Here is a 25464-nt window from a genome sequence, read left to right on the forward strand (position 1 = left end):
TAACTTTTTTTTTGCCGTATATTTGCAGCGAATTTTGCAAGACCATAAACAGGAACAGAGTTTTGCATAAAAATTAGTAGTTATGAGAACAAAAATCATACATAATTTAGTCGTTCCTTTTGCAATATGTTTTTTAGTTGCATTAGCCCTTTATCCTGATACTACTTTAGACCCTCAAAAGTATTCTACTGAGGGACTAGAACTAGACTTTAATATTTCAAGCGATGTTGCAATGGTAGAACCGGTAGCAGAGCAAAAAGAAGAAGTTGTTTTTACACCTTATTTAGGCAAATCTTTTGAAGGTTTTAAAGAAGCCTTAGCATTTAAAGAATCTCAAGGCAATTATTTTACGGTAAATACTTTTGGGTATTTAGGTAAATATCAATTTGGTAAAGAAACTTTAAAAATGATTGGTGTTTATAATCCAAATCAATTTTTAGCAAACCCAGAGCTTCAAGAGAAAGCATTTATAGCATATTCTCAACGTAATAAATGGATTTTACGAAAAGATATTAGTCGTTTTGTTGGTAAAACCATTGCAGGAATTGAAGTTACTGAGTCTGGTATGCTTGCAGCTGCACATTTAGCAGGAGCAGGAAGCGTTAAAAAGTTTTTAAGAAGCTATGGTGAGAATAACTTTGCTGATGGTTTTGGTACTACAGTAAGTTACTACATGAAACGTTTTTCTGGCTACAATACGTCTTTTATTGAAGCTGATAGAAAAGCAAAAGTGAGCATTTAGTCTTTGTGAATAATAAAAATTGCTGGTCTTTTATGAAAATCTTCAGTGTTAGATTTCCATTCTAAAGCAGTTTTAGTTTTTATATACTCAGTAGGTAACGTTAAATCACATGCTACACACAATCTCGTGTTTTTGTGCAGCGAAGTCACTAAATCTTTTAGCATTTGATTATTCCGATATGGAGTTTCTATAAATAATTGCGATTGGTTTAATTCGTAAGAACGTTTTTCTAAAGCTTTAATACTAGATTTACGTTCGTGTTTGTCAATAGGAAGATATCCATTAAAGGTAAAACTCTGCCCATTCATACCAGAGCTCATAAGTGCTAGTATAATAGAAGAAGGACCAACAATTGGCACAACTTTAATATTATTCTCATGCGCTATACTCACAATATCAGATCCAGGATCTGCAATTGCAGGACAGCCAGCTTCAGATAATAAACCCATAGATAGCCCATTATGGCAAGGTTCTAAAAAAGAATTAAGCTCATTCTCTTGGGTATATTTGTTCAGTGTTTTTAGACGTAATGCAGATTGAGATTTACTTGGAGTGATGCGTTTTATAAAACGACGCGCCGTTTTTTCATTTTCTACAATATAATCATCAAGCTGTTCTATCACCTTTTTAATAGAAATAGGTAAAACCTCTAAAGGAGGATTATCTCCAAGTCGAGTAGGGATGAGGTATAAGATGCCTTTTTTCTCCATAATTCAAAGGTAATTAAAACCGTAATTACAATTTAGCTTTGCAATTCTTTAGCGATTATTTGACAAGTATCTTCAAGCATATTAAAAACATTACTAAAACCTGAATCTCCTCCATAATAAGGATCAGGTACGTTTTTGTTTGATAAAGAGGAATTAACTTCAAGTATAAGTTTTACTTTTCCTATATCAGTATTATTTCTTGCTAAAGCTATAATATTACTATAGTTAGATTGGTCCATAGCATATATAATATCGAAACAATCAAAATCTTCAACTTTAAATTGCCTAGCAGATTGATCACTAATATCTAAACCATGACTATTAGCAATAGTAATAGATCTAGGATCAGGTTGTTCGCCAACATGATATGCTGCTGTACCTGCTGAATCCACATAAAAGTTTTCAAGATTTAATTTAGATTCTAAAATACCATGAGCTAATGGAGAACGACAAATGTTTCCTAAGCAAACCATTAGAATTTTAGTCATGAAATATAAGCGTTATAAAGAGAGTTTTTTAGCTAAATCATCTACATATTTTCTAAATTGCTTATCTGTAGAAGATAAATTGTCTACAGTTTTGCAAGCATGTAATACTGTAGCATGATCGCGCTGTCCTATTTGAGAGCCAATACTTGCTAAAGATGCTTTAGTGTACTTTTTAGCAAAGAACATAGCTAATTGTCTTGCCTGTACAATATGGCGTTTACGTGTTTTAGACTGTAAAGTACCAACATCCATCTGAAAATAATCTGAAACGACTTTCTGAATGTAATCGATAGAAACTTCGCGTTTTGTATTCTTTACAAACTTTTCAACAATATCTTTGGCGAGATTAAGTGTTATCTCTTTTTTGTTAAAAGACGATTGAGCGATTAAAGAAATAATAGCTCCTTCTAATTCTCTAACATTAGATTTTATATGTTTAGCTACATACTCTATAATATCTTCTGGCATTTCAACACCATCTCTATAGAGTTTGTTTTTAAGTATTGAAACACGAGTTTCAAAATCTGGACTTTGTAACTCTGCAGATAATCCCCATTTAAAACGCGATAATAAACGTTGCTCAATATCTTGCATGTCAACAGGAGCTTTATCACTAGTTAAAATAACTTGCTTTCCGTTTTGATGTAAATGATTGAAAATATGGAAAAATACATCTTGTGTTCCTGTTTTACCAGAGAAGAATTGTGCATCATCAATGATTAAAACATCAATAATCTGATAGAAATGAATAAAATCATTTCTGTTATTCTTTTTTACAGAATCGATATACTGTTGCGTAAATTTTTCAGCAGATATATATAAAACTGTTTTCTCAGGGTATTTATCTTTAATATCAACACCAATAGCATGCGCTAAATGTGTTTTACCTAAACCAACACCACCAAATATTAAAAGCGGATTAAAAGAAGTGCCACCAGGTTTATTTGCTACAGCAATACCAGCATTACGAGCCAAACGATTTGAGTCTCCTTCTAAAAAGTTTTCAAACGTATAACTAGGATTAAGTTGAGATTCAATTTTTACATTTCTAATTCCAGGAATGATGAATGGATTTCTTAATTCAGGATTTTTATTATTGAAAGGAACATCAACATTTTGTGACTTTACAGTACTTCTGTTGGCACTAGGTATTTTTTCTGTAAAAGGTTGTTTGTTACCATAGGTGTTCTCCATTTTAATAACGTAAACCAATTTAGCATCTTCACCGAGCTCTTTAGTTAAAGCAACTTTTAAAATTTTAACGTAATGCTCTTCTAGCCATTCATAAAAGAATTTACTAGGCACTTGAATACTTAAAGCATTATTAGAAAACTTAACCGCTACGATGGGTTCAAACCATGTTTTGTAGGCTTGGGGTTGAATATTATCTTTTATAAAAGAGAGACAATTGCTCCAGACCGATTGAGCGGTTACATCCATAGTTAGATTAAAATTTTTAGTTGTTAGTTATTGTAAAAAAAAGGAGACGTTGAAATTCTCCTTGTGATTTTTCTACCAGACAAATATGTGAACAAAATTCTTAAAAAAAAAATGAAAACGATTAGAATTTTAAGAAATTTTTATGCATGTTTAAATCTTCGATGAAATTACAATTTTTTTATCTAATCTGCGAGTAATATATGAATAAAAATGAAACAGAAATACGAGTACGTTATGGTGAGACGGACCAAATGGGTGTTGTTTATCATGCAAATTATGCAAGTTATTTTGAAGTAGGAAGAACTGAGTGGTTAAGACAATACGGAATTACTTACAAATCTATGGAAGAAAGCGGCATCATGTTACCTGTAATTTCATTATCAATTAATTACAAAAACTCTGCATGCTATGATGATGTTTTAAAAGTGAAAACAACTATAAAGAAGCTGCCTAGAGCAACTATAGAATTTGATTACGAATTAGTGCACGAATCTGGAGATATACTCGCTACAGGAAATACAGTTTTAGCTTTTATAGATATGGCTAGGAAAAGGCCTACAAGGTGCCCAAAATACCTTTTAGACAAACTTGAAGATAACTCATTATAATTCTTTAATTGAAATTTGGTGTAGTGCATTAAAAATTTCAAAAATAGAAGAAGCATTACTTTTTCTAACTGAAATTGTAATACCACAACTCAGCTCTAATTCTTGATTAATAATATCAAGTTTTTTTTCTTTAATGATTCGCATTACAGTATTCATGTTTTTATATTCAAAAGCAATTAAAAACTTAGAATTTATAGTGCGCTCTATAATTTTAGATTGTTCTAAAGCCAATTGAGCAGAAGCTCTATAAGCATTGATTAATCCTCCTACTCCTAATTTTACTCCACCGAAATAACGTACTACAACAATTAAAACATTGGTGACTTTAAACGATTGTATTTGTCCATAAATAGGTGCGCCTGCACTATTATTAGGTTCTCCATCATCGTTAGCTCTAAATTTTATGTTTTTATCAGTTCCTAATTGATAGGCATAGCACCAATGACGAGCAGAATGATGATCTTTCTTTAAATCTTCTAGGCGTTGTTTTATATCGTTTTCTTCTTGTATAGGAAATGCATAACCCCAAAACTTACTGTTCTTATCTTTAAATAAAACAGCTTCACTCGGTGATTCAATAGTATTATAAGTATCCTTAATTTCCATTAAAAAAGATGTGCTTTGGTTTTGAAGAGATAAATAACATCTTCTTTGGTTTCATCAATATTCCAAACATTAAAGCCTAATTGTTTTGCAGTATCTGTATTAGGTTTTGTATCATCAATAAATAAACAATCTTTAGCTACTAAATGATTCTCCTTTAAAACAAACTGAAAAATATCAGCATTAGGTTTTCTAAGATGAATGTCTTGTGAGAGATAGAAGGCGTCAAAACACATTTTAAAATCATTATAAAACGGAACATTTTGCTTTATATAATTTATATGAAGGTCATTTGTATTACTTAATAGTATAAGTTGATAGTTTTTTTTTGAAGCTAATTTTTGTATAAATTCTAATCGATACTTCGGAAAATCTTTAATAATATAATTCCACGCATCTATAATGCTGTCTCGATTTAATTCAGGGAATTTATGAGTGTAAAAATCTAGAAACTGTGATGTAGATATTTTTCCGATTTCGTATTGAATATTTGTTTCAATCATATCATCTTCAAAAGTATCCATTTTAAAAAGCTGTAAAGCATTTTTCATTGCTCCACCTTTATCTAAATTGATAAATACATCGCCAAAATCGAAAATTAAAGTTTTAATCATAGCAGGTTTATATAGGTGTCAGTTTGGAAAGGAAATTGGATGTTTTTAGAACCAAAACTTAAGAAGTTAAATGTACAGAACTTTGAGCTAGAACCAAAACTCAAATTGAGTTTATATGGTGTTGTAGAAGATTTTTATTCAATGATTCTATTTATATAACTAATAATTTCTAGTAGTCGTTGCTCTGTTATTTCACAGAATTTTCCAGCTCTAATGTTAGATTGAATAGTTCCACCTCCAGAGTATTTCTCATTACTAATTATAGAGCTTAACTTTCTCTCAGTGTCACGGAATTTAATCCAGTTTCTTTGTGATTCAGCAAGAGTTTTTCCATCTTCAACCGATAATTTACTTTTAAGAATAGAATAATATTTATTCAATAGTTTGTCATAGTTTTTTTCTTCTTCGTAAACAGCGTTAGACATACCTTTAGAAGACCAATTGATTTCAATTTTTCGTTTTCTCAGTTCTTTAACTTTAAATATATCTACCTTTATTTCAATCCCATATTTAGTTGTGAATTCATCTTTATTTATAGTAAGAGAGTCTCTCAATTTTACAGCATCTTTTTCGATTTGAGAATGAATTGTTATTAACTCAGATTCACTAATTTCTCGTTGTCCAAAAGAGAATGATATAATTAATAAAAATAAAGCTAATGGTAAATAGATTTTCATTTGTTGAAGTTTACTATAATGGTTTTCGTAAATAAGCATAAACTTTTCGATTTAGCACTTACTAGTTATGTTTTATCCATGTTATTGCTAGTAGTTTTTTATTTATACTTCAATCCCAACTTGTCAAATCTCCATTTTGAATGTTCGCTTACAAAAGTCAAATGATTTTGATAAATAAAAGTCCTAATCGTTTTTTTTGCTAAATTAATTTTAGTAATAGTTGGTTGTTTTTCGTGATTGTTTTCTAAAAGTACCACTGTTGAATCATTCTGCCAAAATATATTTTCAACCCATTGTGAAGGTCCGCGAAATGCTATTCTATTAATAGTTTTATTTTTAATATCGACAACGTTGATTTCTTGGTCTGGTGAAAACAGTATTTCTTTCTTTTCGTTCAAAACCCAACTATAGCTGTCAAAATCTATGTATTTTTCTTTGTCATTTTTATAAATTAAGAAATCAGAATAGATTTGGTCAAAGTTTGAGTCAAATATGCCAAATATATTTCCTTGTATTATTTGCAAAGTGTCGTTTGATTTAAATTCAAATTTATTCAGAGAAAAATTAGGTTCAGAATTTTGGTAATAATTTACCCAATCGTTTAACGTGGCATTCGATTCTTTTGTCAAATCAAAATACTGCTTATTCAATTTCATTTCAGCAATTTTAGATTCAATTTTTTTCTTTTTATATTGAGAACAAGAAAACAATAAAATCAAAATAGTAAATATGTAGATTAGGTGTTTCATTACATTACTGGCAATTGCTATTATACGAAATGAATTTCAAATTAAGAATTATTCTCATAATGTTTTAAAGTATCGTTTGCAATTCGTTTTTCAGAAATTAAATTCCCTGAAAACTCAGGTGCTTTAATGCCATCATTAAAAGTTAACACTCCTTTAAAAACATAAGCTTCATCCCACAAGTTTTCGTTAATAAAGGTTTGAAGTGTTTGCAAACCACCTTCAATAATTACAGAATTGATATTGTTTTTGTACAATTCAGTACATATGCGTTGTGCTATGTCTTTAGGTTGTGGTAAAATAAAATTATCTAAGGTTATGGTTTTTGATTTATCATTAAAGATATTATGATTTGACGATAATTTTGATTGTCTATCAATAACAATACGTGTTGGATGTTCGCCAGTCCAATCTCTAACGGTTAAACTAGGATTATCTTCTAAAACAGTATTGGTGCCTACTAAAATAGATTGTTCTTCAGCTCTCCATTTATGTGCTAATTGCCTTGAGTACAAATTAGTAATCCAAACGGGTGCTTTTTTTGCTTTTGTTTTAGGCGAGATAAAGCCATTAGAAGTTTCGGCCCATTTTAAAATAACATAAGGACGCTTTCTATTATGAAAAGTAAAAAAACGTTTATGGTGTGCTTTGCATTCAGCTTCTAAAACACCAACAGTAACATTGCATCCGGCAGCTTTAAGTCTTCTAATTCCTTTTCCTGCAACTTCAGGGTTATCATCAACACAGCCAATAACTACATTAGGGATATTATGTTCAATAATTAAATCGCTACATGGAGGTGTTTTTCCGTAATGACTGCAAGGTTCTAGAGTTACATATAATGTTGCTTTAGATAACAGGTGTTTGTTAGTTACGCTTTTTATAGCATTAACTTCAGCATGAGAGCCACCATATGCACTTGTAAAGCCTTCTCCAATAATTTTATCTTTAAAAACAATAATAGCACCAACCATTGGGTTTGGGCGCGTTGTTCCCAATCCGTTCTTGGCAATTTGTATGCAACGTTTTATATAAACTTCATCAATATTCAAGCTATAATTTTAATTTAATGTTCTGTGTCTCATCAACTGCATATGTAGAACTGTAACCAAGGATAGTGTAATTGATTTTTCCTTTATATTGAATCTCTATTTTCTGAGCAATAATACTACTCAGTAAACCATTTAAACTTTTTTTGTCTATAATTTTATTGGTCTCAACTTTTACGGTCAACGGAATAGTAAAACGCTCTTTAGAAGGGACATCAAAAGGTTTAGAATTGATCAGAGCAACTTCAGAATCGTTAACGTAAAGTTTTAAATCTTTAGCTTGGAGTTGACCTCCAACATCATTTGGGTTATTAAAATGCGCATCTGCACTTACGGTAATTGTTTTGTTATCGACACTTAAAACTTTAATATTTTGAAGACCTGTATATTCTGGCGTTTCAGTAAATGTACAGTTAAAAAATAGTGCAAAAACAGTTAAAAATAAAAAAAGTCTTTTTGTCATTAAAATTGAATTATATGTATCTTGATACCGAAAATAAAGCTATAAAAGTAAGATAATAAAATGAGCAAAAATAATATGCTTATTAGAGAAATTCAACAACAAGACAATCCTAAAATTGCAGCAGCAATTAGAGAAGTTTTGTTAGAATTTGGAGTTCCAAAAATTGGAACTACGTATGCAGATGAGGCTTTAGATATAATGACAGAAACGTATTCTGGAGATCGAAAAAAATTCTTTGTAATTGCATCAGGAAACAATATTTATGGTGGTGCTGGTATTTCTCAATTAGATAATTACGATGGCAATGTTTGCGAACTTCAAAAAATGTATTTTAAACCTGAAGCTAGAGGTATTGGTTTAGGAAGTGAAATGATGGAAAAATGCCTTGATTTTGCAAAATCAACAGGTTTTGAAAAATGTTATTTAGAAACCATGCCTTATATGGATAATGCTCGCAAATTGTATAGAAAAGTTGGGTTTACTTCAATAGATGAACCAATGGGAGATACAGGACATTATCAATGTTCAGTTTGGATGATTAAAGATTTATAAATTTCGACTATTGAAACTCAAAGCCATTCAAAATACATTTCATTCTGCCTTAGATACTTTATATAATAAAAATGAAGTAGATCGTTTTTTCTTTATGCTTACCGAGCATTACTTTAATTTTACTCGTATACAACTGGTGTTAGAACCCCATTATAGTATAGACGAAAATCAACAACAGTTACTATTTTTGGCTTTAGAAGATTTAAAGCTTCAAAAACCAATTCAATATATTATAGGAGAAACTGAGTTTTATGAACTAAAATTTAAAGTGAACTCTAATGTTTTAATACCAAGACCAGAAACTGAAGAACTTGTTGATTGGATACTTAAAACAACTAAAACTATAAATCAGCCAATTACTATATTAGATATTGGTACAGGTAGTGGTTGCATTGCTATTAGCTTGGCAAAAAACTTACCTAATTCTAAAGTATATGCTTTAGATGTTAGTGAAGAAGCATTGCAAATCGCTAAAACTAATGCAGATTTAAATGCAGTAAATGTTGAGTTTATTAAAAGTAATATTCTAGAGCAAATACATTTTATATCTGAACAAGCTTTAGCTTTTGATATTATAGTGTCTAACCCGCCATATGTTCGAGAATTAGAGAAATATCAGATAAAACCAAATGTTATAGATAATGAACCACATTTGGCTCTATTTGTAGAAGATAATAATCCACTATTATTTTACGATGCTATTTGTAAACTGGCTGTTAATAAATTGAAACCAAATGGCAAGTTGTTTTTTGAAATTAACCAGTACCTTGGCAAAGAAATGTTAGAATTATTAGCCCATTATAATTTTGATCATATAGAATTGAGGAAAGATATTTACGATAACGATAGAATAATTAAAGGCATTAAAAAACAGAAAATTTGAAAAGTATAGCAGTGTTTTGTGGAAGTAGTGAAGGAAATGATTCTATAATTATTAATGAAGCATCAGTTTTAGGTAAAACATTAGCAGCACGTAATATTGCATTGATTTATGGTGCTGCAAAAATTGGAATTATGGGAGTAGTTTCTAAAGCGGTTAAAGAAAATGGAGGTGAAGTAATAGGAGTAGTACCACATTTTTTAAGCACAAAAGAAATTATTGATACTCAAATAGATGAATTAATTACCACTGAAACTATGCATGATCGTAAAGTGATTATGTACGATAAAAGTGATGGATTCATAATTATTCCAGGTGGTTTTGGTACTATGGATGAGTTGTTTGAAATTGCAACTTGGGGACAATTAGGGCTTCACACTAAACCCATAGGTATTTTAAACATTAATGGTTATTACGATGCGTTAATTGATCAGTGTAAAATGATGGTATCTCGTGGATTTTTAAAGCAAGAAAATTTAGATGCTATTATAGTAGATTATACTATTGATGGTTTGTTAGATAAAATGAATACTTATACACCTTTACCAGCTCCAAAATGGTTGAATAAGGAAAGATTATAAAATAATTTTGTGAATTAGTAGCAGATTCAATGACAACAGAACAAAAAATAAATACGCTACGCGAAGCGCTTCGTGAGCATAATTATAATTATTACATACTCGATAATCCAACAATTAGCGATTACGAGTTTGATATTAAATTAAAAGAACTTCAAGCTTTAGAATCTGAACATCCAGAATTTTATGATTCTAATTCCCCAACATTACGTGTTGGTGGTGCAGTTACAAAAAACTTTAAAACGGTTGTACATGATTATAGAATGTATTCTTTAGATAATTCGTATTCATTAGAAGATTTGCAAGATTGGGAAACTAGAATTAAAAAACTAGTGGACGGAGATGTAAATTATACTTGCGAACTAAAATATGATGGTGCGTCTATTAGCCTAACTTATGAGAAAGGCAACTTGTTAAGAGCAGTAACACGTGGCGACGGTATACAGGGAGACGAAGTGACGACTAATATTAAAACCATTAATACGGTGCCATTACAATTAAAAGGTAATTATCCAGACCGCTTTGATATTAGAGGTGAAATTGTTTTGCCATTTGATGGATTCAATAAAATGAATGAAGAGCGTATTGTTAATGGAGAAGAACCTTATCGTAATCCAAGAAATACAGCTTCTGGGAGTTTAAAACTTCAAGATAGCTCAGAAACGGCTAAACGACCTTTAGAGTGTTTGTTATATAATTTAAAAGCAAATAATTTACCATTTGAAACTCAATTTGAAGGCTTAGAATTTGCGCGACAAATGGGATTTAAAGTGCCAAAAGCAGCTAAGTTATGCCAATCCATTGATGAAGTATTTCAGTTTATACAGCATTGGGATAAAGCACGTCATGATTTACCCTATGAAACCGATGGAGTTGTAGTTAAAGTAAATAATTTATACCAACAAGACGAGTTAGGTTATACAGCTAAAGCTCCGCGTTGGGCTATGGCGTATAAGTTTAAGGCAGAACAAGTCTCTACACGCCTTAATGAAATTACGTATCAAGTTGGTAGGACAGGAGCTATAACTCCAGTAGCAAATTTAGAGCCTGTACAATTGGCTGGTACTACGGTTAAACGCGCATCTTTACATAACGCAGATCAGATTGAAAAATTAGACATCCGTGAAGGTGATGAAGTTTTTGTAGAAAAAGGCGGAGAAATTATCCCCAAAATTATTGCTGTAGATTTTGCAAAACGTCCAATAGATTCAATAAAAACAGATTATATAACCAATTGCCCTGAGTGCGAAACACCTTTACAGCGTATTGAAGGTGAAGCCAAACATTACTGCCCTAATTATAGTGGTTGTAATCCTCAAGTAATAGGAAGAATACAACATTATATATCTCGTAAGGCGATGGATATAGATGGTTTAGGAGGTGAGACCGTAGCTCTTTTAGTTAATGCGGCCTTAATTGTTAATTACGCAGACTTGTATCAGTTAACAAAAGAACAGGTATTGCCATTAGAACGAATGGCTGAGAAAAGTGCTGAGAATTTAATTAAAGGTATTGAAGCGTCTAAACAAATTCCTTTTGAACGTGTTTTATTTGCATTAGGCATTAGATATGTTGGAGAAACCGTAGCTAAAAAACTAGCAAAGCATTACAAAACTATTGATGCTTTAATGTATGCTTCTATATATGATTTAACGGAGGTTGATGAAATCGGTGAACGTATTGCTGAGAGCGTTGTAGAATTTTTTAGTGTAGAACAGAACAGACAAATAGTAGAACGTTTAAAGGATTTTGGGGTTCAATTAGAAATATCGTCAGAAAAACTAGCCAATCAAACCGAAAAACTCAAAGGTGAAATTTATGTTGTTTCTGGTGTTTTTGAAAGTATTTCTCGTAATGAACTTAAAAAACTGATAGAAGATAATGGAGGTAGAGTGGGATCATCTATATCGTCAAAAACTACTTGTTTAGTGGCTGGAGATAAAATGGGCCCAAGTAAACGAACTAAAGCTGAGGATTTAAACATTCCAATTATATCAGAACAAGAGTTTTTATCAAAACTATCTTAATATAGATATAAGAATTCCTTAATAAAACGTTATAGTACTCTTCTTTATAATTTATTTTCAATACTTTTTCTTACAAAAAAAATGCATTTCATCGATTAAATGCATTTTTATTCGTTTAATAGTATTTTTTTTATATGTTTGTTGAGCTAATAATTCAATAACCAATGATAATCAATAGAATAATTAAAATCATTTTAATAGTGTTAGGCATCAGTTTTGTTGCCTTAGAAGCGTTAGAGTATGCAATTGAAGCTTCTGGGGTAAGTGCTTTTATGTTTGTGTTATTAATGGTTTTATATTGTAGAGTTACTAAAATTAAAGAGCGACTGTTCTTTTCTTTTTTGCTTATATTTTCAATTGCACATTTTTATTCGTTTATAAGCTGGTTTTTACCTTATGAAGAAAATACTGTAGACTACGGATACTACCTCACTAATCTATTATATATGCTTTCTTATACCTTTTTAATAGCATTGGTTGTTAAAGAGATGAACTTTAAAAAGATCTTATCACGGTTTACAATAACAATTGTTATATTAATAATACTTAATGTGTTTTGTGTAACTTTAGTAACAGATACTGCTAGTAGTGTTTTAAGCTTGGCTCAGTATATTCTTGAGTTTACTTACAATGCAATAGTAATGTTGTTATTATCTGTTTCATTGATTCATTATATGAATAGAGATGATAATAAGTCAATGTTATTTTTAGTAGGTTCTATTTTTATTTTCTTTTCTGAAATGATTCAACTTGCCTACTATTATATTTCACATACAAATGATTTAGGTGCTATTTATTCGATATTTTTAGTATTAGCATTTACATTCTTTTATTTACAGTCTAAATTAGATCATGTAGGTTCAGTAGAAGATTATTTTAATGAAGGCCTAACTTCCTGAATTTTAATTGAAAACTGTAATTATACGATAATAGTTCTGCTATTTGCAATTTTTTCTTTTCCAGACTCAAAATAAAAGTCGATTCTACCAACATATAAACCATAGCAACCTACTTGGTTAATCAGTACATTTTCATTATTACTATTACGCTCTATAGTTGGTTTTTTTAAAAATGTATGGGTATGACCACCTATAATTAAGTCTATATCTTTTGTTTTTCTTGCCAATACTAAATCGCTAACTTTATTAGGACTGTTTTTATAATTATATCCTAAATGCGAAAGACAAATAATTAAGTCACATTGTTCATCTTCTTTTAGAATTCTAGACATGTCTTGGGCTTTTTCTATAGGATCTAAATAGACTGTCTCTTTATACATTTTTTTATTGACTAAACCTTCTAATTCAATCCCTAAACCAAATATGCCTATTTTAATGCCATCCTTTATAAAAATCTTATAAGGTTTAATATGTGTATCTAAAACGGTATTTGAGAAATCATAATTAGCATTTACAAAATCGAATTTTGCGTTTGGTAATTGCGCATATAATCCATCAATACTATTGTCAAAATCATGGTTGCCTATAGTTGCTAAATCGTATTTTAACATACTCATTAACTTAAATTCTAGTTCGCCCCCATAATAATTGAAGTATGGAGTTCCTTGAAAAATATCACCAGCATCTAATAATAAGGTATTCGAATTTTCTCTTCTTACATTTTCTATAAGAGTAGCACGCCTAGCGACTCCTCCTTTGTTTGCATTACGACCATCATTTGGGCCAAAAGGATCAATATGACTATGAACGTCGTTTGTATGCAGAATTGTTATTTTTTTTGTTTTTGCACTAAATGAAGACAAGGTTAATCCGCCTAGACCAATTAACGTACCGGCAGCTGTTGTTTGTTGTAAAAATGTTCTACGTTTCATATAGATTTATTTCTTTAAACGAGTAAATCGATTATCTATAGTTGGACTAAGCGTGTCAATTTTTTTAAAATGATCTATAAATAAATTTCTAAGTTTATAATCTAAGTTTTCAACACCTTCATTAGGTTTAAAAAAGGTCATTCGATCACCACCTTCATATAAAAAATCACTAGTAGCCACATAATAGGTTTTTGAATCGTCTATAGATTTACCATTGATAGAAGCTTCAGAAATATTGTAGTCTTGATCGAGTGTAAGCTTAAGTTTAGAAATTGGATGCGCCCTTTTTCTTTCAGCTAAAAAGCGAATCAACTCTTTTACCTTAATACCTTTCATTGCTATTATAACTACTTCATTATCAAAAGGCATAATTTCATAAGCAGTTCTTGCAGAGATATTTCCTTTAGAAATAATAGCACGTATACCACCATGGTTTAACAAAACCATATCTATAGAGTTGCCAGTTCGTTTTTTAAAAATAGGATTGCTTTCTAAATAGACAGCATCAGCCATAAAATTACCTATAGCAGTGTTTAGTTCTCCATCAGTTTTAGAATAAGTGTCAGATGCATAGGCAAGAACGTTATCTAAATCTTTAGTAACACGTTCTCTAAAGGGTTTTATAAAAGCTTCTATATCTGTTTTACTTTCAATACTATCACTAATAGAAATGCGTTGCCCTTCTATTTTATTTAAATGTACTTCGTTTTTACACGATAAAATAAAACCTAAGGCAGACCACAAAAGAAGATGTCTTAACTTCATCCAATAAGTTATGATTTGTTAACAATATAGTGCGCGTATTTTGTTAAATTTGCACAAAGGTTAAAGGTAAATGATTTTAAGAGCATTCAAAGAAAAATCAAACCAAAAATACATTAATAATTTATTAGCAACACGTAAAGCTAGTGTTAACGATAATAAAATTATAACTGTTGGAGTATTACTAAATGCTGAAGAATATGAGGACTTAGAAAATTTTAATATTTTTTTTAAATCCATGAATTTGAATTCTCCTAAACATAAAATTTTAATTTATTCAACATTAGATTCTGTAGTGCATAATCAATGGGATTCCTTTTTTGGACCAAAAGATATTGGTTGGAAAGGGAAGATAAAGAATATCGATTTACAATCTTTTATAGATGAAACTTACGATGTGTTAATCTCGTATTATAAAGAAGATATATTAGAGTTAAATCAAGTAGTAGCGATGTCTAAAGCTAATTTTAAAGTAGGCATATCTAATGCAGATGAACGTTTATATGATTTAATTATAGATGTAAAACCAAAACAGTTTCAACTGTTTAAAACCGAATTTGTAAAGTACTTAAACATTTTAAATAAACTATAAATTGCAATGACCAAATTTGTTGGCACTGGTGTAGCATTAATTACACCTTTTAATGAGGACTTATCAATAGATTTTGAAGCCTTATCTAGATTAGTAGAGTATAATATTAATAATGGAACAGATTACTTAGTGATTAGTGGTACTACAGGTGAGAGTGTTACCATTACTAAGGAAGAAAAAAAGAAAATTGTTAGTCATATTGTAACTGTCAACAATGGGAGAGTTCCTTTAGTATTAGGGATTGGTGGTAATAATACTGCTGCAGTTATAGAAGAGATTAATACAACAGATTTATCTCAAATAGATGCTATTCTATCTGTTTCTCCATATTATAGTAAGCCAACTCAAAAAGGTATATATCAACATTTTAAAGCTATATCTGCGATAGCTCCAAAACCAATTATCTTGTATAACGTACCAGGCAGAACGTCTTCTAATATGTTGCCAGAAACAACGCTGCGTTTAGCTAAAGATTTTGAAAATATTATAGCAGTTAAAGAAGCGAAAGGCGATGTTTCTCAATATTTACAATTAATTAAAAATAAACCAGAAGGATTTCATATTATTTCTGGAGATGATGATTTAGCTTTAACTGTTGCTTTGGCAGGAGGATCAGGTGTTATATCAGTTATTGGTCAAGCACTTCCAAAAGAGTTTTCACAAATGATTAGAAATGGTATCGCAGGCAAATCTAAAAAAGCATACGAAACACATTTCTCATTAATGGAAATTACAAGTTTAATCTTCTCTGAAAATAATCCTGCAGGTATTAAATCTGTACTTAATGCATTGAATATTAGTAGTGCATATGTGAGATTGCCTTTGGTTGAAGCGACTTCAGAGTTGGACAAAAAGATTAAAAACGCGTTAAATACTTTAGAAATAAGTTAAACTTATTTTAATTTAAGAATTTAAGTAGAATCTACTGTTATTTTAGCTTATAATATTTGTTTTTAAAATCCGTTAATAATGCATACTTTTGCTCCCTGTTTAAAATTTATGAAAAAAGTAATTTATATACTACTACCATTAATTTTGTTATCGTCTTGTAATGATTTTCAAAAAGCATTTAAGTCAGATGATATTGCATTGAAGTTTGAAAAGGGAACAGAATTGTTTGATGCTGGAGAATGGAAGAAAGCAAATCGATTGTTTGAACAGATTGTACCCAATTATAGAGGTAAGCCACAAGCAGAAAAATTATTGTATATGCATGCAATGAGTTTTTATAAAACAGAGAAGTATTTTATTTCTGGTTATCAGTTTGAGCGCTTTGCAAGCTCATATCCAAATAGTGAAAAACAAGAAGAAGCGGCATTTTTATCTGCAAAAAGTTATTATTATGAATCTCCTATATATTCTAAAGCCCAAGAAGAAACAACAAAAGCTTTAGAAAAGTTGCAGATATTTATTAATTCGTTTCCAAATTCAGAATATCTGACAGAGGCAAATCAACTTATTAAAGAACTCGACTTTAAATTAGAAAAGAAAGCTTTTGAAGTAGCTAAACAATATAATAGAATATACGATTATAAGGCATCAATAAAATCTTTTAATAATTTTCTATTAGATTTTCCAGGGTCAGAATTACATAAAGATGCAATGTATTACAGATTTTTAGCATCATATAATTTAGCTACTAATAGTATTGATGCTCTAAAAGAAGAACGTATTCAAGAAGCAGTAAATTACTATAACATATTTAAAAAAAATTACCCCAATTCAGAATATTTAAAAACGGCTGATGACTTAAAGAAAGATTTAGAAACAACAACATCAGTAACAGTTGCAAATAATACAAAAAGTTAATTATTATACTAATGGATTTAAAAAAGACAGACGCACCAGTATCTAGCGTTACTTACAACAGAAACGAAATAGATGCACAAACAGGAAATATATACGAAGCTATTTCTGTTATTGCAAAACGTGCCGAACAAATTAACACAGATATAAGAAGAGAGCTTGTCGATAAACTTGAAGAGTTTGCTACTTATAATGATAGTTTGGAGGAAATTTTTGAAAACAAAGAACAAATTGAAGTATCTAAGTTTTACGAAAAATTACCTAAACCACATGCTTTAGCAGTTAAAGAGTGGTTAGATGAAAAAATATACCATAGAAATACTGAGGATACAACTCAGGAATAACACTCAATGTCTATTCTAAAAGACAAAAACATTCTTCTAGGCATAACCGCAGGTATTGCTGCATACAAAACAGCAAGTCTAATAAGATTATTTATAAAAGCAGGTGCCAACATTAAAGTAGTGATGACACCTGCTTCTAAGGATTTTATAACCCCTTTAACACTTTCAACACTTTCTAAAAACCCAGTCTATTCTTCCTTTACTAATGAAGAAGATGATAATGCTGTATGGAATAATCATGTAGATTTAGGGTTATGGGCAGACTTATTTGTAATAGCTCCTGCTACAGCAAACACGTTATCCAAAATGGCAAATGGTGTTTGTGATAACCTTTTAATGGCAACTTACCTATCTGCTAAATGTCCTGTATATTTTGCGCCAGCCATGGATTTAGATATGTATAAGCATGAGAGTACTAAAAATTCATTTTTAAAACTAAATGAATTTGGAAATATAATGATACCCGCAACTCGCGGTGAATTAGCAAGTGGTTTAGTTGGTGAAGGTCGTATGGCAGAACCAGAGGATATAATCGATTTTATTGAGAACGATGTTTTAAACAAACTACCACTAAAAGGAAAAAAAATATTAATCACAGCAGGTCCGACGTACGAGGCTATTGACCCTGTTCGTTTTATCGGAAATCACTCTAGCGGCAAAATGGGTTTTGAAATAGCTAATGCAGCAGCTAATCTTGGTGCTGAGGTTGTATTAGTTTCTGGGCCTACGCAACAAACGATTAAGCATAGTTTAATTAATATTAAACCAGTTGTAAGTGCGCAAAGTATGTATGATGAGGTTCATAAATATTATAAAAATATTGATATAGCAATACTTTCCGCGGCTGTTGCCGATTATAAACCTAAACATGTTGCTGAGAATAAAATAAAAAAGAAAACTTCTACGTTTACTGTTGAGTTAGAAAAAACAAAAGATATTTTAAAATCTCTTGGGGAACAAAAAACAAATCAGCTTTTAGTTGGTTTTGCCTTAGAAACTAATAATGAATTAGAAAATGCCAAAGGAAAATTAAATTCTAAAAACTTAGATATAATTGTTTTAAATTCGTTGAAAGATAAAGGTGCTGGTTTTGGAGTATCCACAAATAAAGTTACATTTATAACTAAATCTAACGAAATTATAGAAAACGACCTTAAATCTAAAGCTGAAGTAGCTAATGATTTAATGCAATTAATATTAAAAAAACTAGATGCGTAAACTTACTTTATTATTTGTATTACTATTAACTTCGGTTATATCTGCACAAGAGTTAAATTGTACAGTTACAGTTGTAGCTCAGCAAACAGGTAACGATAATAATGTTGTTTTTAGAACATTAGAACGTCAACTTACGGAGTTTATAAATAATACGCAGTGGACTAATAAAAAGTTTTCACCTCAAGAGCGTATAAACTGTAGTTTTGTTATTAATGTACTCAATCATAGTAACGATGCATTTTCTACAACTTTACAGATACAATCATCTCGCCCAATATTTAATTCATCATACAGTTCAACAACATATGCCTTTAATGACGAAGATTTTGATTTTCAATATTTAGAATTTCAAAATTTAGTATTTAATCCAAATCAATTTGAGTCTAATTTAGTTTCGGTATTAACATTTCATATTTATATGATTTTAGGTTTAGATGCAGATTCTTTTAAGCTTAATGGAGGTGATGAATATTATAGAATAGCACAGACTATCACTAACTATTCTCAACAAGGGAATGTGGCAGGCTGGAGATTAGAAGATGGTCTTCAAAGCCGATTTGCATTGATTGATAATATTTTATCTCCTACATTTAAAGAGTTTAGGACAGCTTTTTATAATTATCATCTTAAAGGATTAGATATTATGAATTCTTCGCCTAAAAAAGGTAAAGAGGAAATAAGTAAGGTGGTTAATGAACTCCAGCCCATGCATAATCGTAGGCCAAACTCGTTTTTAATGCGAGTTTTCTTTGATGCCAAAGCAAATGAAATTGCCGATATTTTTAAAGGTGGACCAAGTATTAATATTACTCAAACAGTTGACCTACTCAATAGAATAGCACCACTGCATTCCTCTAAATGGAGGCAAATAAAATTCTAATTATCCTTTCTATAGATTTGTTTATTTTTATAAACTACAATGCGTAGCTTTGTAATGGTTTTAAAATTTACATAAGGTGTTAACAGGCTTAAGTATTAAAAATTATGCACTGATTGATGAGCTTCAAGTTTCATTCAATAATGGGTTGTCTATTATTACAGGAGAAACCGGAGCTGGTAAATCTATTTTGTTAGGCGGCTTATCTTTAGTTTTAGGAAAACGCGCAGATTTAAGTCAAATAAATGATAAATCTAAAAAGTGTGTTATAGAAGCTGTTTTTGATATTGCCAATTATGACCTTAAACTTATTTTTGAAGAAAAAGATTTTGATTACGAACCGCAAACTATTATTAGAAGAGAAATTTTGCCTTCAGGTAAATCTAGAGCGTTTGTTAATGATACACCAGTTACATTAGAGAACTTAGTTTTTGTTAGTGGTTATCTATTAGATATACATTCCCAGCATCAAACCCGACAATTAATTGGTGATAGTTATCAATTTATGGTTATAGATGCTTTGGCTAATAATAAAACCCTGTTAAAGGAATATTCTACGCTTTTACTTAATTATAAATCTATAGAACGGCGAGTTAAAGATTTAGAGCAATCTATGATTGATGCTAAAAAAGAATATGATTATAATCAATTTCTGTTTAATGAACTTAATGATGCACAGTTAAAATCTGACGAATTAGAAGATTTAGAAACACAATTTGAGCAATTAAATAATGTTGAAATTATAAGCGAAACATTGAGTTTAACAAAATCACTTCTAAATAATGAAGATATAGGTATTGTAGATAAACTAAATGAGGTAAAGCGTGCTTTAAATAGAATAAACGATTTTAATAAAGATTACAAATCTGTTGAAGAACGTATTAATAGTGTTGCTATAGAATTAGATGATATTCTTATAGAATTAGATGTTTTTGAAGAGAACTTATCATCTGACCCTGAAGAACTAGAAAAGGTGAATCAAAAGCTTCAAACCATTAATAATTTATTGCATAAACATTCGGTATTAGAAGTTTCAGATTTAATATTAATTAGAGATGATTTAAATCAAAAAATTTCAATTACTGAAAATCTTGATGATACTATAACAGAAGCAACAGCAGAGCTAGGAATTATTAAAACTCAATTGAAAAATATAAGTTCCAAGATTAGTGTTAATAGACAGGAAGTTATACCAAAGTTCACTAAAAATCTTGAAACAATTCTTTCAGAATTAGGAATGCCTAATGCCAAATTCAATATTGTAATAGAAAAAACAGAAAACTTTAAAGCTAACGGAATGGATGACCTCCAATTCTTGTTTATGGCTAACAAAGGTTCTCAATTTACAGAACTTAAAAAAGCAGCTTCTGGTGGTGAACTATCTCGTATAATGTTAGCCATTAAATCTATTTTGGCAAACTACATTAAATTACCAACACTTATGTTTGATGAAATAGATACCGGAGTTTCTGGTGAAATATCAAATAAAATGGGTGAGATTATGAAGTTAATGAGTAAAAATATGCAAGTATTTACTATTACACATTTACCACAAATAGCATCAAAAGGGGATTGGCATTTTAAAGTCTATAAAACCGATGTAGATGAGGTAACTCATACACAAATGAAAGCACTAAACTATGACGAACGTGTGGTAGAAATAGCACAAATGCTAGGTGGACTTAATGTGTCGGATTCTGCTTTAGCACACGCAAAGCAATTATTGAATTAATGGTATATTTGATGTTTATTCACAATTTAAAATTATGAATCATATAGAAGATTTATTTTTCGAAGCAGATTCATTACTTAGTGATGATAAAGTAATAGAATCTAAAAATTTACTGTTAGAAATCCTTGCAGATAGTCCTGATTATGGTAAAGCTCATAATCATTTGGGATGGATATACCATTACAAATTAGTTGATTTTAATAAAGCTGAAAAGCATTATAAACTTGCTTTAAAGTATAGTAAAGGATATTATGCTAGTTTTTCTAACTATTCATATTTTTTAATTGATAGAAATGACTATGATGAGATGCTTAAATTTGGTTCTGAAGCATTAAAAGTAAAAGAAGCAGATATAGGTTTAATATATAATCAAATGGCTAAATCCTATGAGCTTAAATTTCAATTAATGAATGTATATAATTTTTATAAAAAGGCTAAAATGAGTTGTACAGCAGCTAATTATATTGAAGAAATTAATTCATCAATGCACAGGGTACGTGAAAAAATGAGTTTCTTTGAAAAACTAACAATAATATTTAAATAATATAAAATGTCATATAATTTACTAAAAGGAAAAAAAGGAATCATATTTGGGGCATTAGACTCAAACTCTATCGCATGGAAAACAGCAGAACGTGTGCATGAAGAAGGTGGTGAATTTGTATTAACAAATGCACCAATTGCTATGCGTATGGGGCAAATTAACGAATTGGCTGAAAAAACAGGATCACAGATTATTCCTGCAGATGCAACTTCTGAAGAAGATTTACAAAACCTTGTAGAGCAATCTATGGAAATCTTAGGAGGTAAAATAGATTTTGTTTTACATTCAATAGGTATGTCTGTTAATGTACGTAAAGGAAGACCTTATACAGATCAAAAATACGATTGGACACAAAAAGGAACAGATGTTTCTGCAATGTCATTTCATAAAGTAATGCAAACACTATATAAAGCAGACGCAATGAACGAATGGGGTAGCATTGTTGCATTAACATATATGGCTGCACAGCGTGTTTTTCCAGACTATAATGACATGGCAGATAACAAAGCATATTTAGAAAGTATTGCCCGTAGTTTTGGTTATTTCTTTGGTAAGGATAAAAAAGTGCGTGTTAATACTATATCTCAATCTCCAACGCCAACAACGGCAGGTCAAGGTGTAAAAGGATTTGATGGTTTTATTTCTTATGCAGAAAAAATGTCGCCATTAGGTAATGCAACAGCATTAGACTGTGCAAATTATACAGTGACACTATTTAGTGATTTAACAAAACGCGTAACACTTCAAAATTTATATAATGATGGAGGTTTTAGTAATATGGGAGTAAGTGATGCAGTAATGGATGCTTTTGTAAGCGCTAATGAATAATCTAGATTAACAATAATTATAAAAGCCACCTAGATTTTAATTTGGTGGCTTTTCTTTTTTGGATTAGTTACATTTGTAGAAATGAAAGTATTAGAATATTCTTTTATAATACCAGTTTATAATAGGCCTAATGAGATTAAAGAACTATTAGAAAGTTTTTTAAAACTTAATGGTGATTTTTATTTTGAAATTGTAATTGTAGAAGATGGATCTTCAGAAACCTCTAAGTCAGTAGTAGATGTATTTAGTTCGCAACTAAATATATCTTATTATTTTAAAAATAATTCTGGCCCAGGAGATTCAAGAAATTTTGGAATGACTAATGCAAAAGGTAATTATTTTATTATTCTAGATTCAGATGTTATTCTGCCTGAAAATTATTTAATGAATGTAGATGATTTTTTAAATAACACCTATTATCACTGTTTTGGAGGGCCAGATGCAGCTCACCAATCATTTACCAATTTACAAAAAGCCATAAATTTTTCCATGACTTCTTTTTTAACCACAGGCGGTATTAGAGGAGGTAACGAAGTTATTGAAAATTTTCAGCCAAGAAGTTTTAATATGGGATTGTCTAAAAAAGCATTTGAAGACACTAGAGGTTTTGGTAAAATACATCCTGGTGAAGATCCAGATTTGTCATTACGATTGCATAAATTAGGATATAAAACAACATTAATAAAAAAAGCATCTGTTTTTCATAAACGGAGAATATCTTGGAAAAAATTTTACAATCAAGTTCATAAATTTGGGATGGTTAGACCAATATTAAATCAATGGCATCCTACGTCTAAAAGTGTAGTATATTGGCTACCATCATTTTTTTCATTAGGATTATTAGTAGCGTTATTCCTTTTAATTTTTAATATAGAATTTCTAGTTTATATCTATATCCTTTATTTTGGTTTAGCATTTATAGTATCTGTAGTGTCTAACAAAAGTATTGGTATCGCTTTTCAATCTTTATTAGCTATATGTATACAGTTTTTTGGTTATGGTTATGGGTTTTTTAAATCTACATTTAAAATAATGTTATCTAATAAAACGCCAGAACAACTTTTTCCTAAATTATTTTTTAAATGAAAAAGAAACGAGCTACATATAAGTTTGAGTTTTTTAAAGGAAAAGCGATTAAAAATTTTAGTGTATTCCTTATTGCGGCATTTTCATTTTTATTACTTACTAAGCTTTCAAATAATTATACAGAGAAGCTTGTATTTAAAGTAAACCTTTCAAACTTAAAAGATGAAATTGTTGTTTTAGATGATTCTAGTAATACCATTGAAGTATTTGTTAAGTCTAAAGGATTTAATCTTTTAAAATATACATTTTACAATCCTAAACCAATACTGTTAGATGGTAATAAAGATGTTATAAAAAAGGGTAAGACAATGTCATGGGGAGCGCTTAAAAACCTACATGTAATAAGAGAAAACTTAGGAGAGTCATTTGATATTATATCGATTACTCCAGATACCTTGACTTTTAATTTTGATATATTAGAAACAAAACAAGTACCAATTATTTTTAATAATGAAATTAACTATGCTTTAGGGTATAATGTATTAGGTGAGATAGAACTTTCTAATGATTCGGTAAAATTAATTGGTTCTCAAAGTCATCTTAAAACAATTAGCGAAATTGCAACCAACACATTGCAGTTAAGCGAAGTAAAAGAAAATATAGATCAAACACTTGGATTAAAACTTCCAGAGAACTCCAATATTAAAATAGTACCAGAAGAAGTAAACGTTAAAGGTGTTGTTAAACGTTTTACTGAAGGAAATATATCGGTTCCTATAGAGCTTATTAATGTGCCTATAGGAGTTAAATTAAATTATTTCCCTAAAGAAGTAGAGTTATCATATTATGTAGATTTAGAAGCATATAGTTCTGTAAAAGCATCAGATTTTAAAATTGTATGCGACTACAAGGATCTAAAAGATGAAGAGCAACGCTTTTTAGCAATTGAAATTTCAGAGACTTCTAATTTGGTGAAATCTACTCGTTTAAAACAAAATCGCATCCAATTTATTATATTAAAATAGATGAGTAAAGATTCTAAGACTATTAAGGTTGTAGGTATTACAGGTGGAATAGGAAGTGGTAAAACAACCATTGCTAGAGTATTTAATGCTATAGGCATACCTGTATATTATGCAGATGATGAAGCTAAAGCTTTAATGAATAGATCTAAAGTTATTCGAAGAAAGCTAATAGAATTATTTGGAGATGAAGCTTATGAAAATGAGAAATTAAATAGGGCATATTTGCGCACTCAGATATTTAATAATAGAACTTTATTGAGCAAAATGAATGCTATAGTCCATCCTAAAGTGGGATCACATTTTCAAAGGTGGCTAAAGAGGCAAAAAACGGCATATGTTTTAAAAGAAGCCGCTATTATATTTGAAAATAATTTAGAAAATCAATATGATTATATCATTACTGTTATTGCAGATGAGAATTCTAGAATTGAAAGAGTTATAAATAGAGATGGTATTACAAAACCCGAAGTTAAGGCAATACTAAAAAACCAACTGCCAGATGATAAAAAGGTAAAGCATTCAGATTTTGTTATAATTAATAACGATTTACCTGAAGCTAAAATCCAAGCCTATAAAATTCATCAGCAAATTCTAAAGAAGATACGATAAACTCTAAATTTTAACATTTGTGTTAATGTAAGGTTAAACCTAATTTAAGCTAAATGTTAAAATGTTAAATTTGACCGATGGGCAAGAAGCTAT

General features: G+C 30.0%; 30 protein-coding genes. 19 read left to right on the top strand and 11 right to left on the bottom strand.

Annotation, left to right across the window (positions count from 1 at the left end; genetic code table 11):
• The first annotated feature begins 82 nt into the window (after nt 1-82).
• Nucleotides 83-742, top strand: coding sequence for a peptidoglycan-binding protein LysM (locus K8Z87_RS09265; protein ID WP_227477220.1), 660 nt, complete (start codon nt 83-85; stop codon nt 740-742).
• On the opposite strand, the gene K8Z87_RS09270 is transcribed toward K8Z87_RS09265, so the two are convergent.
• The 3 genes from K8Z87_RS09270 to dnaA are packed head-to-tail and all read right to left on the bottom strand — an operon-like array spanning nt 739 to nt 3380.
• Nucleotides 739-1452: an SAM-dependent methyltransferase gene (locus K8Z87_RS09270; protein ID WP_227477221.1), complete on the bottom strand. Its 714-nt coding sequence runs from the start codon at nt 1450-1452 to the stop codon at nt 739-741. The genes K8Z87_RS09265 and K8Z87_RS09270 overlap by 4 nt on opposite strands.
• A gap of 32 nt (nt 1453-1484) precedes the next feature.
• Entirely contained in the window at nt 1485-1940 is a 456-nt protein-coding gene (locus K8Z87_RS09275; protein WP_227477222.1) for a low molecular weight protein-tyrosine-phosphatase, read from the bottom strand.
• Between the two features lie 12 nt (nt 1941-1952).
• Nucleotides 1953-3380, bottom strand: a complete 1428-nt coding sequence (gene dnaA, locus K8Z87_RS09280) for a chromosomal replication initiator protein DnaA (protein WP_227477223.1) — start codon at nt 3378-3380, stop codon at nt 1953-1955.
• Nucleotides 3381-3580: 200 nt separating this feature from the next.
• Here dnaA and K8Z87_RS09285 point away from each other — a divergent pair, with 200 nt between their 5' ends.
• Nucleotides 3581-3988, top strand: coding sequence for an acyl-CoA thioesterase (locus tag K8Z87_RS09285; RefSeq protein WP_227477224.1), 408 nt, complete (start codon nt 3581-3583; stop codon nt 3986-3988).
• On the opposite strand, the gene K8Z87_RS09290 is transcribed toward K8Z87_RS09285, so the two are convergent.
• The 6 genes from K8Z87_RS09290 to K8Z87_RS09315 form a co-directional block, all read right to left on the bottom strand.
• Nucleotides 3983-4594, bottom strand: coding sequence for an IMPACT family protein (locus K8Z87_RS09290; RefSeq protein WP_227477225.1), 612 nt, complete (start codon nt 4592-4594; stop codon nt 3983-3985). The two genes, K8Z87_RS09285 and K8Z87_RS09290, sit on opposite strands and share 6 nt — an antisense overlap.
• The gene (locus K8Z87_RS09295) at nt 4594-5205 is read right to left on the bottom strand and encodes an HAD-IA family hydrolase (RefSeq protein ID WP_227477226.1); all 612 of its coding nucleotides are present in this window, start codon (nt 5203-5205) and stop codon (nt 4594-4596) included. Before K8Z87_RS09295 ends, K8Z87_RS09290 begins: the two co-directional genes overlap by 1 nt.
• A gap of 134 nt (nt 5206-5339) precedes the next feature.
• Nucleotides 5340-5921: a lysozyme inhibitor LprI family protein gene (locus K8Z87_RS09300; RefSeq protein WP_227477227.1), complete on the bottom strand. Its 582-nt coding sequence runs from the start codon at nt 5919-5921 to the stop codon at nt 5340-5342.
• Between the two features lie 59 nt (nt 5922-5980).
• Nucleotides 5981-6538 carry a hypothetical protein gene (locus K8Z87_RS09305; protein ID WP_227477228.1) on the bottom strand — a complete coding sequence of 186 codons (558 nt, stop codon included), beginning with the start codon at nt 6536-6538 and terminating at the stop codon, nt 5981-5983.
• A 134-nt stretch (nt 6539-6672) separates the two neighbouring features.
• Nucleotides 6673-7680, bottom strand: coding sequence for a bifunctional diaminohydroxyphosphoribosylaminopyrimidine deaminase/5-amino-6-(5-phosphoribosylamino)uracil reductase RibD (gene ribD / locus K8Z87_RS09310; RefSeq protein ID WP_227477229.1), 1008 nt, complete (start codon nt 7678-7680; stop codon nt 6673-6675).
• A gap of 1 nt (nt 7681) precedes the next feature.
• Nucleotides 7682-8140 (bottom strand): LEA type 2 family protein, encoded by a 459-nt coding sequence (locus tag K8Z87_RS09315; RefSeq protein WP_227477230.1) that lies wholly within the window; start codon nt 8138-8140, stop codon nt 7682-7684.
• Nucleotides 8141-8200: 60 nt separating this feature from the next.
• On the opposite strand from K8Z87_RS09315, the gene K8Z87_RS09320 reads away from it, so the two are divergent.
• The 5 genes from K8Z87_RS09320 to K8Z87_RS09340 all read left to right on the top strand — a co-directional run bounded on the left by K8Z87_RS09320 (nt 8201) and on the right by K8Z87_RS09340 (nt 13076).
• Nucleotides 8201-8692 (top strand): GNAT family N-acetyltransferase, encoded by a 492-nt coding sequence (locus tag K8Z87_RS09320; protein ID WP_227477231.1) that lies wholly within the window; start codon nt 8201-8203, stop codon nt 8690-8692.
• Nucleotides 8693-8702: 10 nt separating this feature from the next.
• Complete coding sequence (gene prmC, locus K8Z87_RS09325; RefSeq protein ID WP_227477232.1) at nt 8703-9575, top strand: peptide chain release factor N(5)-glutamine methyltransferase; 873 nt, start codon at nt 8703-8705, stop codon at nt 9573-9575.
• On the top strand, nt 9572-10153 hold the full coding sequence (locus K8Z87_RS09330) for an LOG family protein (protein WP_227477233.1): 582 nt from the start codon (nt 9572-9574) through the stop codon (nt 10151-10153). The genes prmC and K8Z87_RS09330 overlap by 4 nt, the downstream gene beginning before the upstream one ends.
• A gap of 29 nt (nt 10154-10182) precedes the next feature.
• Nucleotides 10183-12177, top strand: coding sequence for an NAD-dependent DNA ligase LigA (gene ligA / locus K8Z87_RS09335; RefSeq protein ID WP_227477234.1), 1995 nt, complete (start codon nt 10183-10185; stop codon nt 12175-12177).
• A 164-nt stretch (nt 12178-12341) separates the two neighbouring features.
• A complete protein-coding gene (locus K8Z87_RS09340) occupies nt 12342-13076 on the top strand; it encodes a hypothetical protein (protein ID WP_227477235.1) in 735 nt (244 codons plus the stop codon).
• Nucleotides 13077-13096: 20 nt separating this feature from the next.
• Here K8Z87_RS09340 and K8Z87_RS09345 read toward each other — a convergent pair whose 3' ends face one another.
• A complete protein-coding gene (locus K8Z87_RS09345; protein WP_227477236.1) occupies nt 13097-14008 on the bottom strand; it encodes a bifunctional metallophosphatase/5'-nucleotidase in 912 nt (303 codons plus the stop codon).
• A 6-nt stretch (nt 14009-14014) separates the two neighbouring features.
• Nucleotides 14015-14773 (bottom strand): 5'-nucleotidase C-terminal domain-containing protein, encoded by a 759-nt coding sequence (locus K8Z87_RS09350; protein WP_227477237.1) that lies wholly within the window; start codon nt 14771-14773, stop codon nt 14015-14017.
• A gap of 70 nt (nt 14774-14843) precedes the next feature.
• Here K8Z87_RS09350 and K8Z87_RS09355 point away from each other — a divergent pair, with 70 nt between their 5' ends.
• The 12 genes from K8Z87_RS09355 (at nt 14844) to coaE (ending at nt 25371) form a co-directional block, all read left to right on the top strand.
• A complete protein-coding gene (locus K8Z87_RS09355; RefSeq protein ID WP_227477238.1) occupies nt 14844-15362 on the top strand; it encodes a DUF6913 domain-containing protein in 519 nt (172 codons plus the stop codon).
• A 6-nt stretch (nt 15363-15368) separates the two neighbouring features.
• Entirely contained in the window at nt 15369-16253 is an 885-nt protein-coding gene (gene dapA, locus K8Z87_RS09360) for a 4-hydroxy-tetrahydrodipicolinate synthase (protein ID WP_227477239.1), read from the top strand.
• Nucleotides 16254-16361: 108 nt separating this feature from the next.
• Entirely contained in the window at nt 16362-17171 is an 810-nt protein-coding gene (locus tag K8Z87_RS09365; protein WP_227477240.1) for an outer membrane protein assembly factor BamD, read from the top strand.
• 11 nt (nt 17172-17182) lie between these two features.
• Complete coding sequence (locus K8Z87_RS09370; protein WP_227477241.1) at nt 17183-17512, top strand: DNA-directed RNA polymerase subunit omega; 330 nt, start codon at nt 17183-17185, stop codon at nt 17510-17512.
• Between the two features lie 6 nt (nt 17513-17518).
• Nucleotides 17519-18730 (top strand): bifunctional phosphopantothenoylcysteine decarboxylase/phosphopantothenate--cysteine ligase CoaBC, encoded by a 1212-nt coding sequence (gene coaBC / locus K8Z87_RS09375; protein WP_227477242.1) that lies wholly within the window; start codon nt 17519-17521, stop codon nt 18728-18730.
• On the top strand, nt 18723-19610 hold the full coding sequence (gene porD / locus K8Z87_RS09380) for a type IX secretion system protein PorD (protein WP_227477243.1): 888 nt from the start codon (nt 18723-18725) through the stop codon (nt 19608-19610). The genes coaBC and porD overlap by 8 nt, the downstream gene beginning before the upstream one ends.
• A 76-nt stretch (nt 19611-19686) precedes the next feature.
• Nucleotides 19687-21339, top strand: coding sequence for a DNA repair protein RecN (gene recN, locus K8Z87_RS09385; RefSeq protein ID WP_227477244.1), 1653 nt, complete (start codon nt 19687-19689; stop codon nt 21337-21339).
• Between the two features lie 34 nt (nt 21340-21373).
• Complete coding sequence (locus K8Z87_RS09390; RefSeq protein ID WP_227477245.1) at nt 21374-21883, top strand: hypothetical protein; 510 nt, start codon at nt 21374-21376, stop codon at nt 21881-21883.
• Nucleotides 21884-21889: 6 nt separating this feature from the next.
• Nucleotides 21890-22711, top strand: coding sequence for an enoyl-ACP reductase FabI (locus tag K8Z87_RS09395; protein ID WP_227477246.1), 822 nt, complete (start codon nt 21890-21892; stop codon nt 22709-22711).
• Between the two features lie 81 nt (nt 22712-22792).
• Complete coding sequence (locus tag K8Z87_RS09400; protein WP_227477247.1) at nt 22793-23797, top strand: glycosyltransferase family 2 protein; 1005 nt, start codon at nt 22793-22795, stop codon at nt 23795-23797.
• Entirely contained in the window at nt 23794-24762 is a 969-nt protein-coding gene (locus tag K8Z87_RS09405) for a CdaR family protein (RefSeq protein ID WP_227477248.1), read from the top strand. The genes K8Z87_RS09400 and K8Z87_RS09405 overlap by 4 nt, the downstream gene beginning before the upstream one ends.
• Nucleotides 24763-25371 carry a dephospho-CoA kinase gene (coaE, locus tag K8Z87_RS09410; protein WP_227477250.1) on the top strand — a complete coding sequence of 203 codons (609 nt, stop codon included), beginning with the start codon at nt 24763-24765 and terminating at the stop codon, nt 25369-25371.
• The last annotated feature ends 93 nt before the right edge of the window (nt 25372-25464 follow it).

The sequence above is a fragment of the Winogradskyella immobilis genome (assembly GCF_021887715.1).
Taxonomy (GTDB): Bacteria; Bacteroidota; Bacteroidia; order Flavobacteriales; family Flavobacteriaceae; genus Winogradskyella; species Winogradskyella immobilis.

Excerpts from the sequence above, each read along its gene's own strand:
- K8Z87_RS09265 (WP_227477220.1), top strand. The coding sequence starts at position 83 with ATGAGAACAAAAATCATACATAATTTAGTCGTTCCTTTTGCAATATGT.
- K8Z87_RS09270 (WP_227477221.1), bottom strand. The coding sequence starts at position 1,452 with ATGGAGAAAAAAGGCATCTTATACCTCATCCCTACTCGACTTGGAGAT.
- K8Z87_RS09275 (WP_227477222.1), bottom strand. The coding sequence starts at position 1,940 with ATGACTAAAATTCTAATGGTTTGCTTAGGAAACATTTGTCGTTCTCCA.
- dnaA (WP_227477223.1), bottom strand. The coding sequence starts at position 3,380 with ATGGATGTAACCGCTCAATCGGTCTGGAGCAATTGTCTCTCTTTTATA.
- K8Z87_RS09285 (WP_227477224.1), top strand. The coding sequence starts at position 3,581 with ATGAATAAAAATGAAACAGAAATACGAGTACGTTATGGTGAGACGGAC.
- K8Z87_RS09290 (WP_227477225.1), bottom strand. The coding sequence starts at position 4,594 with ATGGAAATTAAGGATACTTATAATACTATTGAATCACCGAGTGAAGCT.
- K8Z87_RS09295 (WP_227477226.1), bottom strand. The coding sequence starts at position 5,205 with ATGATTAAAACTTTAATTTTCGATTTTGGCGATGTATTTATCAATTTA.
- K8Z87_RS09300 (WP_227477227.1), bottom strand. The coding sequence starts at position 5,921 with ATGCTTATTTACGAAAACCATTATAGTAAACTTCAACAAATGAAAATC.
- K8Z87_RS09305 (WP_227477228.1), bottom strand. The coding sequence starts at position 6,538 with ATGAAATTGAATAAGCAGTATTTTGATTTGACAAAAGAATCGAATGCC.
- K8Z87_RS09315 (WP_227477230.1), bottom strand. The coding sequence starts at position 8,140 with ATGACAAAAAGACTTTTTTTATTTTTAACTGTTTTTGCACTATTTTTT.
- K8Z87_RS09320 (WP_227477231.1), top strand. The coding sequence starts at position 8,201 with ATGAGCAAAAATAATATGCTTATTAGAGAAATTCAACAACAAGACAAT.
- ligA (WP_227477234.1), top strand. The coding sequence starts at position 10,183 with ATGACAACAGAACAAAAAATAAATACGCTACGCGAAGCGCTTCGTGAG.
- K8Z87_RS09340 (WP_227477235.1), top strand. The coding sequence starts at position 12,342 with ATGATAATCAATAGAATAATTAAAATCATTTTAATAGTGTTAGGCATC.
- K8Z87_RS09345 (WP_227477236.1), bottom strand. The coding sequence starts at position 14,008 with ATGAAACGTAGAACATTTTTACAACAAACAACAGCTGCCGGTACGTTA.
- K8Z87_RS09350 (WP_227477237.1), bottom strand. The coding sequence starts at position 14,773 with ATGAAGTTAAGACATCTTCTTTTGTGGTCTGCCTTAGGTTTTATTTTA.
- K8Z87_RS09355 (WP_227477238.1), top strand. The coding sequence starts at position 14,844 with ATGATTTTAAGAGCATTCAAAGAAAAATCAAACCAAAAATACATTAAT.
- dapA (WP_227477239.1), top strand. The coding sequence starts at position 15,369 with ATGACCAAATTTGTTGGCACTGGTGTAGCATTAATTACACCTTTTAAT.
- K8Z87_RS09365 (WP_227477240.1), top strand. The coding sequence starts at position 16,362 with ATGAAAAAAGTAATTTATATACTACTACCATTAATTTTGTTATCGTCT.
- K8Z87_RS09370 (WP_227477241.1), top strand. The coding sequence starts at position 17,183 with ATGGATTTAAAAAAGACAGACGCACCAGTATCTAGCGTTACTTACAAC.
- coaBC (WP_227477242.1), top strand. The coding sequence starts at position 17,519 with ATGTCTATTCTAAAAGACAAAAACATTCTTCTAGGCATAACCGCAGGT.
- porD (WP_227477243.1), top strand. The coding sequence starts at position 18,723 with ATGCGTAAACTTACTTTATTATTTGTATTACTATTAACTTCGGTTATA.
- K8Z87_RS09390 (WP_227477245.1), top strand. The coding sequence starts at position 21,374 with ATGAATCATATAGAAGATTTATTTTTCGAAGCAGATTCATTACTTAGT.
- K8Z87_RS09395 (WP_227477246.1), top strand. The coding sequence starts at position 21,890 with ATGTCATATAATTTACTAAAAGGAAAAAAAGGAATCATATTTGGGGCA.
- K8Z87_RS09400 (WP_227477247.1), top strand. The coding sequence starts at position 22,793 with ATGAAAGTATTAGAATATTCTTTTATAATACCAGTTTATAATAGGCCT.
- K8Z87_RS09405 (WP_227477248.1), top strand. The coding sequence starts at position 23,794 with ATGAAAAAGAAACGAGCTACATATAAGTTTGAGTTTTTTAAAGGAAAA.
- coaE (WP_227477250.1), top strand. The coding sequence starts at position 24,763 with ATGAGTAAAGATTCTAAGACTATTAAGGTTGTAGGTATTACAGGTGGA.